General features: G+C 74.8%; 13 protein-coding genes. 8 read left to right on the forward strand and 5 right to left on the reverse strand.

Annotated elements, in window-relative coordinates:
• Positions 1-78: 78 nt before the first annotated feature.
• Positions 79-1395, reverse strand: coding sequence for an ATP-grasp domain-containing protein (locus tag C5507_RS17125; protein WP_104529712.1), 1317 nt, complete (start codon positions 1393-1395; stop codon positions 79-81).
• 178 nt (positions 1396-1573) lie between these two features.
• On the opposite strand from C5507_RS17125, the gene C5507_RS17130 reads away from it, so the two are divergent.
• From C5507_RS17130 to C5507_RS17140, 3 genes are all read left to right on the forward strand, one after another.
• Entirely contained in the window at positions 1574-2683 is a 1110-nt protein-coding gene (locus C5507_RS17130; protein WP_104529713.1) for an NAD(P)-binding domain-containing protein, read from the forward strand.
• A 111-nt stretch (positions 2684-2794) separates the two neighbouring features.
• Positions 2795-3721 (forward strand): ABC transporter ATP-binding protein, encoded by a 927-nt coding sequence (locus C5507_RS17135; protein WP_104529714.1) that lies wholly within the window; start codon positions 2795-2797, stop codon positions 3719-3721.
• Positions 3718-4536 (forward strand): ABC-2 transporter permease, encoded by an 819-nt coding sequence (locus tag C5507_RS17140; RefSeq protein WP_104529715.1) that lies wholly within the window; start codon positions 3718-3720, stop codon positions 4534-4536. The genes C5507_RS17135 and C5507_RS17140 overlap by 4 nt, the downstream gene beginning before the upstream one ends.
• A 42-nt stretch (positions 4537-4578) precedes the next feature.
• Here C5507_RS17140 and C5507_RS17145 read toward each other — a convergent pair whose 3' ends face one another.
• The gene (locus tag C5507_RS17145) at positions 4579-5703 is read right to left on the reverse strand and encodes a helix-turn-helix transcriptional regulator (protein WP_104529716.1); all 1125 of its coding nucleotides are present in this window, start codon (positions 5701-5703) and stop codon (positions 4579-4581) included.
• 86 nt (positions 5704-5789) lie between these two features.
• Here C5507_RS17145 and C5507_RS17150 point away from each other — a divergent pair, with 86 nt between their 5' ends.
• A complete protein-coding gene (locus C5507_RS17150) occupies positions 5790-6296 on the forward strand; it encodes a cupin domain-containing protein (protein ID WP_104529717.1) in 507 nt (168 codons plus the stop codon).
• 31 nt (positions 6297-6327) lie between these two features.
• On the forward strand, positions 6328-6672 hold the full coding sequence (locus tag C5507_RS17155) for a hypothetical protein (protein ID WP_104529718.1): 345 nt from the start codon (positions 6328-6330) through the stop codon (positions 6670-6672).
• 95 nt (positions 6673-6767) lie between these two features.
• Here C5507_RS17155 and C5507_RS17160 read toward each other — a convergent pair whose 3' ends face one another.
• Complete coding sequence (locus tag C5507_RS17160) at positions 6768-7940, reverse strand: MFS transporter (RefSeq protein WP_104529719.1); 1173 nt, start codon at positions 7938-7940, stop codon at positions 6768-6770.
• Positions 7941-8029: 89 nt separating this feature from the next.
• On the opposite strand from C5507_RS17160, the gene C5507_RS17165 reads away from it, so the two are divergent.
• Complete coding sequence (locus tag C5507_RS17165) at positions 8030-8563, forward strand: DUF488 domain-containing protein (RefSeq protein ID WP_242610913.1); 534 nt, start codon at positions 8030-8032, stop codon at positions 8561-8563.
• A 13-nt stretch (positions 8564-8576) separates the two neighbouring features.
• Positions 8577-9086: a gluconokinase gene (locus tag C5507_RS17170; RefSeq protein ID WP_104529721.1), complete on the forward strand. Its 510-nt coding sequence runs from the start codon at positions 8577-8579 to the stop codon at positions 9084-9086.
• A 31-nt stretch (positions 9087-9117) separates the two neighbouring features.
• On the opposite strand, the gene pruA is transcribed toward C5507_RS17170, so the two are convergent.
• Positions 9118-10743, reverse strand: a complete 1626-nt coding sequence (gene pruA / locus C5507_RS17175; RefSeq protein WP_104529722.1) for an L-glutamate gamma-semialdehyde dehydrogenase — start codon at positions 10741-10743, stop codon at positions 9118-9120.
• A 14-nt stretch (positions 10744-10757) separates the two neighbouring features.
• Positions 10758-11690, reverse strand: coding sequence for a proline dehydrogenase family protein (locus tag C5507_RS17180; protein WP_207225632.1), 933 nt, complete (start codon positions 11688-11690; stop codon positions 10758-10760).
• 176 nt (positions 11691-11866) lie between these two features.
• Between C5507_RS17180 and C5507_RS17185 the strand changes: the two genes are divergently transcribed.
• Positions 11867-12639, forward strand: a 773-nt coding sequence (locus C5507_RS17185) for a PucR family transcriptional regulator (RefSeq protein ID WP_104529723.1), incomplete at its 3' end; no start/stop codon positions are given.

Genomic DNA, 12639 nt, shown 5'->3' on the forward strand with positions numbered 1-12639 from the left:
CGCGCCCTCGACGGCGCAGCACCGGCGCGGCGAGAGCAGGCCGCATCATCAGCGCCTGGCCACGCGCAAGGCCTCCCGTCAGACGGCCTGCAACTCCTCCACGTCCACCCGGATGCCGTCGAGGGCGTACGCCGCACGCCGTCGCGCCTGCTCGGGCGAGGCGCCCACGGTGAGCACGTGACCGATGTACCCCGCCGGCGTCCCGGGCGGCTCGATCGCGTCACCGACGTCGGTGAAGACCTCGGCCACCAGCAGCCCGGGGATGGAGGCCACCTCGCGGACGCCGGAGACCTCGCGCACCCTCCCCGCCGTGTGCGACACGAGGTACATGCGCGTGCAGGCGGCGACGGCCTCGTCGGGCGGGCCCGGCGGCGACTCACCGAGCAGCAGGGCCACGGCGACGTCCGCGGTGTCGACGCCGGCGACGTGGTCCACGCACAGCTGGGCCCCCGGCCCGGCCGGTCGTGCGTGCAGGGAGGTCAGCACCGGCCCCGCGGGGCCGAGTACGAACTCCAGGTGGAACGGTCCGAAGTCGTGACCGGCCGCCGCGAGGGCGGCCCCGACGAAGGCGCCCGCCCCGGGGGTGGGTGGCTGCCGGACGGCGGTCAGGGCGAACTCGGTGAACTCCGGCGGCAGGGTCATGACCTGGGCCGACCAGGCCAGGATCACCGCTTCCCCCTCGGTGACGTAGCCGTCGGCGGCGTAGCGCGGCCCGTGCACGTACTGCTCGACCAGGAGCCGGTGTCGTGGGCGGACCCGTCGGCCGTACGTGTCCCGCCGGGCGTGCCGAGCGGCCAGTTCGCGGAGCTGGTGGTCGTCGGCGACCACTGCGGCGTCCCACCGCCGGGCACCGTCGACCGGCGTCACCACGCAGGGGTAGCCGACGGCCGACGTGAGCGCGAGGGCGCCGGCGGACACCGACACCCAGGGGGAGACGGCGAGGCCCGCGGACGTCACGGCCGAACGGAGGGCCGCCTCGTCATTGGCGAGCGCAGGCGAGTCAGGGGTGGGGCCGCGCAGCCCCAGGCTGCGGGCAGCTGCCGCGGCCGCCCCCAGGAACCCGTCGACGGTGCTGGTGATCGCGGCGACGGTTCCGCCGAGCGGACCGATCGCGGCGAGGATCGCGCTCGGGTCCACGGTGTCGCACTCGATCCACCGGTCGACCAGCCAGTCGGCGTCGTCGCCGTAGAACGCCCGGTCCCGGGTGAGCACCGCCGTGCTCAGTCCCCGGGCGCGGGCCCGCTCCAGCTGCGCCACCCCGGGGGCCTCCAGCCGCTCCCCCACCCCGAGCTCGGGGCGCCCGGCCGATGACCGCCGCAGCAGCTCCACGGCGACGAACCAGCGGTGACCCTGGCGCGGGATCATGCCCCGCCCGACTGCGTTCGACATCGCCATGGGCGCTGTTCCCCCATCCGCTTCCCAGTGGGACCGGACCATACCGGTCGGTTGGTTTCACAGGGAAGAGTTTCTGCAGCTGGACGGAAAGGAATCGTCCACTCCCCCGGACCCGGTGGCCTCCGGGCCCCCGCCGGCCGCCGGGAAGCCCACGCGGGCACCGGCGGTTGGTCCTCATGTGACCGGCTCCCCCACCCCCCGCGACGTCGACGTCGTGGTGATCGGCGCCGGTCAGGCCGGCCTGGCCACCGGCTGGGCCCTCGCCCGGCAGGGCTTCGAGCGGGGCCGCGAGTTCGTGCTGCTCGACGGCGAGCCGGCCCCGGGTGGGGCGTGGCGGCACCGGTGGCCCTCGCTGACCCTCGGCACCACGCACCGGGTCCACGACCTCCCCGGGCTGCCGTTCCGACCGGACAGCGAGGACGCCCCCGCCGTCGAGTCGGTCCCCGCCTACTTCGCCGACTACGAGCACCGCTTCCAGCTGCCGGTCGTCCGCCCGGTCCGGGTCACCGCCGTCCGGCGCACCGGGCAGGGCGCCTTCACCGTGGAGACCGACCGCGGCCACTGGACAGCCCGTGCGGTGGTGAACGCGACGGGCACCTGGACCCGCCCGTTCGTCCCGCGCTACCCCGGCCAGGAGCTGTTCCGCGGCCGCCAGCTGCACACCGTCGACTACCGTGACGCCGAGGAGTTCCGCGACCGGCACGTCGTCGTGGTGGGCGGGGGCGCGTCGGCGACCCAGCTGCTCGCGGAGATCTCCCGCGTCACCTCCACGACGTGGGTGACCCGCCGCCCACCGGTCTGGCGGGACGGCCCCTTCGACGAGGACGTGGGCCGCGAGGTGGTCGCCACGGTCGAGCAGGCCGTCCGGGAGGGCCGCCGTCCCGGCAGCGTCGTGGGCGTCACGGGCCTGCTGACCTCGACGCCCTACGTCCGTGACGGCCTCGACCGCGGGGTGCTCGAGCGGCTGCCGGTGTTCGACCGCATCACGCCCGACGGCGTCGCATGGGACGCGGCGGACGGCGAGGCCGGTCGCACCGTCCCCGCCGACGTCATCCTGTGGGCCACCGGATTCCGCGCCGCCGTGGGTCACCTCGCCCCGCTGCGGCTGCGCGAACCCGGCCGGGGCTTCCGGATGGACGGCACCCAGGTGGCCGGCGAACCGCGGGTGCACCTGGTGGGTTACGGCCCCTCGGCCAGCACCATCGGGGCCAACCGCGCCGGGCAGGCCGCCGCGCGGGCACTGCGCCGCGAGCTGCGACCCGGCACCCCACTGGCCCGCAGCGCCTGACCTGCTGAGGGAACTTTTCAGGGTCCGATCAGGGCGCTCCCCGATGGTCCGGGCAGCGCCGGCTCGACAGGCTTCGGCCATGACCTTCCGACCGCTCCCCGGAGCCCCGCGATGATCGAGGCGCAGGGGCTCACCAAGAGGTACGGCGACCGCACCGCCGTCGACGGCATCTCCTTCTCCGTGCACCCCGGCCGGGTGACCGGCTTCCTCGGCCCCAACGGCGCCGGCAAGTCCACGACGATGCGCATGCTGCTCGGACTGGACCGCCCGACCGCCGGCACCGTGACCGTGAACGGCCGCAGCTACGCCGACTTCCCCGCGCCGCTGCGCCAGGTGGGCGCGCTGCTGGAGGCCCGCGCCCTGCACCCGGGCCGCTCCGCCCGCGACCACCTGCGCTGGATGGCCGCCAGCAACGGCCTGGCGGTCCGCCGCGTCGACGAGGTGCTCGACATGGTGGGCCTCACCGACGTCGCCGGCCAGCGGGTGGGCCGCTTCTCCCTCGGCATGGGGCAGCGGCTGGGCATCGCCGTCGCGCTGCTGGGCGACCCGCCGGTCGTCGTCCTCGACGAGCCGGTCAACGGCCTGGACCCCGAGGGCATCCGCTGGGTGCGCACCCTCACCCGCCGGCTGGCGGCCGAGGGCCGGACCGTCTTCCTCTCCAGCCACCTCATGAGCGAGATGGCGCTCACCGCCGACCACCTCGTCGTCATCGGGCGGGGCCGGATCCTGGCCGACTGCTCGATGGCCGACTTCATCGCGCAGCACGCCGCCTCCTACGTGCGGGTCGCCAGCCCCCAGCGCGGCGAGGTGGCCGACCTCCTCCGGTCCCAGGGCCTGGACGTCGCCGTCCACGGCGACGAGCTGCGCGTGCAGGGTCTCGACGCCGCCGCGGTCGGCGAGCTCGTCGGCCGCAGCGGCCTGCTCCTGCACGAGCTGACGCTCGTCCGGTCCTCCCTGGAGGACGCCTTCATGACCCTCACCGCCACCAGCGTGGAGTACTCCGCGCGGCAGCAGACCCCGGCCGGAGCCCCCCGATGATCGACACCGTCGCCCTCGACCCCCACCGGAACGTCCCGGGGGTGCGCCGGCCCGGCTTCACGCACACCCTCCACGCGGAGTGGATCAAGTTCTGGTCGGTGCGCTCCACCGCCTGGTCCATCGTCGCGCTCGTCGTCCTCGGCGCCGGGCTGACCGTCCTGGTGTGCGCGACGAGTGCCGACGACCTCGCCGACGGCTCCGCCGGCGAGGCGGCCGGCTCGTTCATCACCTGGGGGATGACGATCGCCCAGATCACCGCCATCGTCCTGGGCTCCCTCGTGGTCACCGGCGAGTACGGCACCGGGATGATCCGGGCGACGCTGACCGCGACCCCGCACCGTGCACGGGTGCTCGCGGCGAAGGCGCTCGTGCTCACCGGCACGCTGTTCGTCGTCGGCACCGTCACCGCCGTCCTCGGCTACCTGGGCGGCAACTGGTTCCTCGAGCAGGAGGGCATCGGCCTCGGCCTCGGGGACGACGGCGTGCTCCGCGCACTGCTCGGCAGCGGCCTCTACATGGCCGGGATCGGGCTGTTCGCCGCCGCCGTCGGGCTCCTGGTCCGGCACACCGCCGCCGCGCTGTCCATCGTCCTCGCGCTGATCCTGGTGCTCGGCAACATGGTGGTCCTGCTCCCCGGCGCGTGGGGCGAGTGGGCCACCAAGCTGATGCCGGGCAACGCCGGCGGAGCCGTCGCGACGCCGGTGTCGTTCAACCCGAACCTGCTCGACCCCTGGGTGGGCTTCGGGGTGTTCTGCGCCGAGCTCGCCGCCGTCGGGCTGATCGGCTACCTGGTCTTCCGGCGTCGCGACGCCTGACGGTCCGGTTCCTCGCCCGTCCTGCACCGCTGGACCCGTGGTTCAGCGGTGCGGGCGCGCCGGCAGGTACCAGCCGTCGCCACCGACCGGCAGCCGGGACAGCTGGCGCGGCAGGTACTGGTCGAAGAACATCCGGGCGGTGAGCTCGTGCCGACTGCCGACCCCCAGCTTGGCGTAGAGGTTCTTCACGTGGTCCTGGACCGTGGTCAGGGCTATCGACAACGTGGCCGCGACCTCCAGGTTGCTGCTCCCCGACACGACCAGCCGGGCCACCTGCCGCTCGCGGGCGGTGAGCCCATAGGCCTCGGCGATCACCTCGGCCAGCTCGTAGGGCGCCACCGGCTCGACGACCAGGGAGAGCCGCTCGACGCCGTTCGGGTCGGCCGGCTCCAGGACGTCGAGCTGCACGCTCATCCACCGGCCCGTCCGGAGCCGCACGCGAGCCGACTGCCGCCGTCCACCGGCGGCCGTCAACCGGGACACCAGCGAGATCACCCCGACCGGCAGCCCGTCGATGCGGGTGTCAGGCATCTGGTCCATGAGCACCTGAGCCGCTCGGCTGGCCAGCTCGAGGCGGATCCGCGAGCCGTCGACCCGCAGCACCGCCATTCCCGGCCCCTCCTCGGCGTCCCGGTGGGCGACCTCGGAGACCAGCAGGGTGCGCCGGACGGCGGCAGCGAGGTCCGGGGCGAGTGCCGCGACCAGCTCCACCTCCGCCTCGGTGAAGTCCGGCGCCCCCGTCTCGCGGAAGAGGATCACCGCACCCCAGGGCCTGCCCCGGTCGCGCAGCACCGCCCGCAGCTCCGGCCCCACCCCGGCCGGGACCATCACGTCGCGGTAGCGGGCGCTGAGCTCCGGCCGGTTCCGGGTGCCCCGGTGCAGGGTGGCAACCCCGGAGCGGGCGCGGGCCAGCGCGGGCAGCTGGTTGACGTCGTCGCTGCCCACCTCCAGCTGCAGCAGCCGCGGCAGGACCTCCAGCGGCAGCCCCTCGTCGTGGTACCCGCCGGTGTTCATGACCGTCGCCGGGTCGAGGAGCAGGCCGCACCAGAGATCGGAAGGGACCGCGCGACCGAGCACCCGGACGACGTCCCGGTACAGCGCCAACGGATCGGTGGCCGACCGGCAGAGCCGCTCGACCCGGTCCCGCGCCACGGCCGCCGCTGCCATGTCGAGACGATAGGGCCGCGGGACACCAGGGAAAACCCCTCGCGCCAGGGATGTCGGGCCCACCTGGCCGGTCGCAGGCTCACCGCATGACCACCCCCACGCAGATCCCACGCACCCCGCCCGCTCCCGTCGTGACCGGCCCCGGAGCAGGAGCCGGCATCTGGCACCTCGACACGCTGATGACGTTCAAGGCGTTTGGCGAGGACACCGGCGGACGTCTCGCCGTCTGGGAGCAGCTCCTCCCCCACCGCTCCTCCCCACCGCTGCACGTCCACCACGAGGAGGACGAGGCCTGGTTCGTCCTGGACGGGGAGCTCACCTTCCAGGTCGGCGACCAGACCTGGGTCGCCACGGCGGGCAGCTTCGTCTGGGCGCCCCGGGGTCTGGCCCACACCTTCCGGGTCGACTCACCCACCGCCCGCCTGCTCGCGATCGCGGTCCCGGCCCGCTTCGACCAGTTCGTGCGCGCGACCGGTCGGCCGGCCCGGTCGATGACCCTGCCACCCCCTCCGGACGGCCCACCGGACATGGCCGCCCTCGTCGGGGCGGCGAGGCAGCACGGGATGGATGTGCTGGGGCCACCCCTCGCGTGACCCGGCGCGGCCGGGCAGGGACAGTGGTGGGGTGACCACGCTGGATGCGCAGGCCGAGGGCCGCCGCCGTGCCGACCACCTGCTCACCAACCTGTCCGAGGGTGCGGACGACGCCGCCGACGAGTTCCTCGCCGGGCTGACCGACATCCGGGACCTCGTCTTCGTGGGCGCCGCGCTGACCGCCATCGCCCGCGCCGAGGGCCGGGTCCTGCCCACCGCCCAGCGCGCGCAGGCCAGCACCCGGCAGCTCAAGCTCGGCCAGCTGCGGGACTCCCACCGGGACGACCCGGAGGGTCTGCGGACCTGGCTGCGCCGCTCGGGCGAGGAGATCCTCTTCATCCGGTCGCTGCAGGCCATCGTCGCCCAGCTCCCCTGACCCCCTGGGCATGGGAAGCGATACATGCGTTCTCGGGCCCAGAACGCATGTATCGCTTCCCATGCCCGGGTGCCGCCAGAGCGGGCGGGCGGCGGTCAGGCCCGCACCGGGACGGAACGGGCGGAGATCCGGGCCAGCGGGAGCGCGGCGGCGAGCACCGCCGCCACCAGGACGAACGTCCAGGACAGCCCCACGGTCCCGAACGCGACGCCCAGGAGCAGGGCGCCGCTGGCCGTCCCCAGGTCGAACGACGCGTTCCACGTGGCGCTGGCCGCCGTCGTGCCGCCCTCACCGGCCCGGGCGAACGCCCGGAGCAGCGTGAGGTTCTGCACCGCGCCGTACCCGGCGCCGAACAGCGCCGAGCCCAGCAGCACCCAGGCCGATCCGGTCCACAGCCCGACGCCGGTCAGCCCCACCCCGACCGCCGCCACCATCAGCGCCACCGGCAGGAGCAGCGCGGTGCCCAACCGGTCGGCGAGCACACCGGCCCGCCAGCGGGTGACGGCACCGGTCAACCCCCACAGCAGGAGAGCGACGGTCGCCAGCCGTCCGTCGGGACGGTCGATCGGCAGGAAGGTGACCAGCCCGCCACCGGCGGTGGTCACCACGAACAGCACCGCCGACGGCGCCACTGCCGCGCGCACCGCGGCACCCGCACGGCCGGCCGTGGCCATCCCCTCTCCGGCGCGCACCGAGCGCATGAGTACGGGGAGGAAGACCAGCCCCAGCAGCGGCGAGGCAGCCAGCCACGACAGCCAGCCGACCTGCCCGCCGAGGACCAGCGCGACGCCGGCCGGCACCGCCAGCATGTTGGGGACGGCGATGGCCAGCCCGTAGACCCCCAGCGCCTCCCCCCGCCGCTCCGATGGCGCGACCCGCGTGGCGAGCGTCGCGCCGAGCACGGTGAGGACACCGAACCCGGCACCGCGCACGACCGACAGCGCGCAGATCCAGCCGACGCCGTCGTCGAGGGCGTAGAACGGCGCCGGCAGGCCGAGGGCGAGCAGCCCCGCGGCGAGCACGGGACCGGCGCCGAAGCGCGTCGTCAGCGCCGGCACCACGACCTGCACCGCCATCGTCACGGTGAGCAGGACCGCCGTGACGACACCGGCCGTGCTCTCCGACGCCCCGCCCGTGACCGCGTAGGTGGGCAGCGACGCCAGCGTCAGGCAGTAGCTGGCGAAGCCCAGGGCGGTGACCCCGACCAGCGCGAGCACCCCGCAGGAGCGCCACAGCACGGCCCGGCCCCCCGCCGCTCCCCCGGTCACGCCACGAAGCTAGTGGCATGCCAGAGGACGATTCCGGGGCGGCCACCCTTCAGGGGCCCGCGCCGAGCATGCGAGGTGCGGGGGGAAGGGTGGTCCTCTCTCCGCTGCTGACCGTGGGCCACGGCCCGGAGGACTGCTCGCTGCTCGGCGCCCGCCTCCGCGGCGCCGGCGTCGAGCTCCTGGTCGACGTCCGCCGATTCCCGGGCAGCAGGAACAACCCCGACGTGCAGCGGGAGGCGCTCGCGGCATGGCTCCCGGAGGCGGGGATCGGCTACCGGTGGGAGGAGCGCCTCGGGGGGCGCCGCGCGCTGCCGGCCGGGGAGCCGGTCGCCGACGGCTGGTGGACGGTCGCCCAGTTCGCCGCCTACGCGGCCCACACCCGCACCCCGGAGTTCGCCGCGGCGCTCGACGAGGTGCTGGGCGACGCGGCCGGGCGGACCGTGGCCGTGATGTGCAGCGAGAGCGTGTGGTGGCGCTGCCACCGGCGGCTCATCGCCGACGTCGTCGTCCTCGGGCGGGGCCTGCCGGTGCGGCACCTGATGCCGGACGGCCGGCTGAGCCCTCACCGGCCCGCCGACGGCGCGGTCGTCGTGGGGTCGGAGGTGCACTGGCCGGCGCAGTGACTACGGTCCGGTCATGGAGCAGCGACCCACCAGCGTCGTCGTCATGGGCGTGTCCGGAGCCGGCAAGACGACCGTGGCCCGTGCACTGGCCGAGCGACTCGGCTGGGAGTTCGGCGAGGGCGACGACCACCACCCGGCGGCCAACGTCGAGAAGATGCGCTCGGGCTTCCCCCTGGACGACGACGACCGCCGGCCCTGGCTGGAGGAGCTGGCCGCGTGGATCGCCGAGCGGCAGCGGGCCGGCCGGTCCAGCGTGCTCACCTGCTCGGCGCTCAAGCGCAGCTACCGCGACCTGCTGCGCGCCGGGAACGACACGGTGTTCTTCGTGCACGTGGCCGTGCCGCAGGACGTCCTCATGGAGCGGGTCACCACCCGCACCCACCAGTACATGCCGCCGAGCCTGCTGATCAGCCAGCTCAGCACGCTGGAGCCGCTGGGCGAGGACGAGGCGGGCGCGACGATCCCCGGCACCGGGCCGCTCGACGAGGTGACCGACCACATCGTCCGCGAGCTGCCCCGGTAGCGCCGCCCCCGGAAGGGCGGGGGCCGGCGCGTCACCCCATGTGCGGGTAGCGGTGGTCGGTCGCCGCGGCGAACGTCTCCTTGATCGACCGGCTGCTGGTCCAGCGCATCAGGTTCTGCGGGGCCCCGGCCTTGTCGTTGGTGCCCGACGCCCGCCCGCCACCGAACGGCTGCTGGCCGACGACGGCGCCGGTCGGCTTGTCGTTGACGTAGAAGTTGCCGGCCGCGTGGCGGAGGAACGTCTGCGCGTGCGCGATCGCCACCCGGTCCTGCGCGATGACCGCACCGGTGAGGGCGTAGGGCGCGGCCGACTCCATCTGGGTGAGGACTGCGTCGTAGTCCGCGTCGTCGTAGACGTGCACCGCCAGCACCGGGCCGAAGTACTCGGTGCTGAAGACCTCGTGCCCGGGGTCGGTGCCCTCGATGATCGTCGGCCGTACGAAGAAGCCCTCGCTGTCGTCGGCGGTGCCGCCGGCGACGATCGAGAGCGCCGGGTCGCCCTCGACCCGGTCCAGGACGCCGGAGAGCAACGAGTGCGACTTCCGGTCGATGACCGCGCCCATGAAGTTGGAGAAGTCGGTGACGTCACCCATCGGCAGCGACTCCGTGGTGGCGACCAGGTCGTCCTTGAGCCGGGCCCACACCGAGCGCGGCACGTACGCGCGGGAGGCGGCGGAGCACTTCTGGCCCTGGTACTCGAAGGCGCCGCGGACCAGGGCGGTGCGCAGCACGTCGACGTCGGCCGACGGGTGGGCCACGACGAAGTCCTTGCCGCCGGTCTCGCCGACGATCCGCGGGTAGCCGCGGTAGCCGGCGATGTTCTGCCCGACGGTGCGCCACAGGTGCTGGAACACCGGGGTGGACCCGGTGAAGTGGATGCCGGCCAGGTCGCGGTCGGCCAGGGCGACGTCGGAGACGGCGATCCCGTCGCCGGTGACCATGTTGATGACGCCCGGCGGCAGCCCGGCCTCCTCCAGCAGCCGCATCAGCAGGTGGGCGGCGAACTGCTGGGTGGGCGCCGGCTTCCACACCACGGTGTTGCCCATGAGCGCCGGCGCGGTCGGGAGGTTGCCGGCGATCGCGGTGAAGTTGAACGGCGTCACCGCGTAGACGAAGCCCTCGAGCGGGCGGTGGTCGGTGCGGTTCCAGACGCCGGGCGAGGACTGCGGCTGCTCGGCCAGGATCTGGCGGGCGAAGTGCACGTTGAAGCGCCAGAAGTCGACGAGCTCGCAGGCGCTGTCGATCTCGGCCTGGACGGCGGTCTTGCTCTGCCCGAGCATCGTGGCGGCGTTGAGGGTCTGCCGCCACGGACCGGCGAGGAGGTCGGCGGCGCGCAGGAAGACCGCGGCGCGGTCGTCGAAGGAGAGCTCCTGCCAGCCCGGGGCGGACTCCTTGGCGCAGCGGACGGCGTCCTGCGCGTCGGCGTGCGTGGCGTTGGCCGCGGTGCCGAGGACGGCGCTGTGCCGGTGCGGCTGCACGACGTCGAAGCGCTCGCCGGCGGCCATCCGCTGCCGGCCACCGATCGTGCTGGTCAGCTCCAGCGGCTCGGCGGCCAGCTCGGCCAGGCGCTGCTGCAGCGCGGCGCGCTCGGGCGAGCCGGGGGCGTAACCGAGGACCGGCTCGTTGTGCGGCGCGGGAACGCGGGTGACGGCGTCCATGGTCGGGACCTCTTTCAGGAGCGGGTGACGAGGGAGCGCAGGAAGAAGGTGACGTTGGCCGGGCGCTCGGCCAGGCGGCGCATGAAGTAGCCGTACCAGTCGGCGCCGTAGGGCACGTAGGCCCGGACGGTGGTGCCGGCGGCGGCGAGGCGGCGCTGCTCGTCGGGGCGGATGCCGTAGAGCATCTGCACCTCCCAGGAGTCCGCGGCGCGGGAGTGCTGGGCGGCCAGTTCGTGGGCGCGGGTGATGATGGCCGGGTCGTGCGAGCCGACCATCGGGTAGCCGGGGCCGGCCATCAGGAGTTCGAGGCAGCGGGCGTAGGCGGCGTCGACGTCCTTCTTCCGCCGGTACGCCACGGTGTCCGGCTCGTCGTAGGCGCCCTTCACCAGCCGCACCCGGGAGCCGGCGACGGCCAGGGCCTTCGCGTCCTCCTCGGTGCGGTGCAGCATCGCCTGCAGCACGGCGCCGGTGCCGGGGTGCTCCTTGCGCAGGTCTGTCAGGACGGCGAGCGTCGAGTCGACGGTGCGGTGGTCCTCCATGTCGAGGGTGACGGTGGTGCCGGCGGCCGTCGCCGCCTCGGCCACCGGGCGCACCAGCTCCAGCGCCACGTCGTGCCCGCCGTCGGGCAGCGCCTGGCCGAACGCCGAGAGCTTGACCGACACCTCGGCGGCCGGGCCGAGCGCGAGCGGAGCCAGCGCGTCGAGGAGGGCGAGGTAGGCGTCGCGGCTGCGCACGGCCTGCGCGCGGTCGGTGACGTCCTCGCCGAGGTGGTCCAGCGTCACCGCGACGCCCTGGGCGGAGAGGGCGCGGACGGCGGCGACGGCGTCGTCCAGGGACTCCCCCGGCACGAACCGGTCGACCACCGCGCGGGTGGCGGGCGTGCGGACGACCGCCGCGCGCAGCGCCGGGCGGCGCGCGGCGGCCAGCAGGGCCTTGGAGAGCAGCACGGGACCTCCCGGAGGGTCGGCACGACACCCTGAACGCTAGGCATCCCCACCCCTCGGGGCCAGGGACAGATGTCGGGACTCCCCACCTCTGCTCTCATACACCTGTACAAGGGCAGAAAGTGCACTAACCGCAGGGCGGTTCGTGCACCAACCGCAGGGGAGGGAGGGGGGCGGCGGTGCGGGACGACCTGCAGGAGCTGGTGGACGAGGTGTCGCGGGTGCTGGCCGCGCCCGCCACCCTCGAGGACGCCACCTTCACGCTGCTTGCCTTCTGCGCGCACGACGACAGCGGCGTCGACCCGATGGACGCCGTCCGCACCCGCTCGATCCTGACCCGGGGTTCGGCCCCCGAGACCCGGCGCTGGTTCGAGGAGTTCGGCATCGCCTCGACGACCCGGCCGCTGCGCACCCCCGCGGACGCGGCCGCCGGGATCCTCACCCGGATCGTGCTGCCCGTGCGGCACGACGAGCGCACCCACGGCTACCTGTGGCTCCTCGACGACGGCCGGATCGACCCCGACGACGACGGCGACCCCGCGCTGGCCAGGGCGGTGGAGCTGGCCGCCGAGGCGGGCCGGTTGCTCGCGGACCGCCCGGCGGCGGACCTGGGGCGGACGCTGGCCGACGCGCTCACCGGACGCCCGGGTGCCCGTGCGCAGGCCGAGCGCCGGCTGGCCGACCAGCTCTCCGGCGACGGGGCGCAGGTGCTGGTGGCGCTCGCCCCCGCCGGGGGGCGGCTGCCCCTGCACTGGCGGCTGCCGGCCGCCGGCGCCGTCGCGACCGTGCTCGACGACGGACCCGTCGCCGTCCTCCTCCCCCTGCCCACGGCCACCGACCTGCGCCCGGCCGGCGCGCTGACCGCCGCCTCGCTCCGCTCGCTGCCGCGCGGGAGCGCCGCCGGGGTCTCGGCCGTCCGCAGCGGCACCGGCGCGCTGGCCGGCCAGTGGCG

This window comes from Blastococcus saxobsidens (genome assembly GCF_002938435.1).
Lineage (GTDB): Bacteria > Actinomycetota > Actinomycetes > Mycobacteriales > Geodermatophilaceae > Blastococcus > Blastococcus saxobsidens.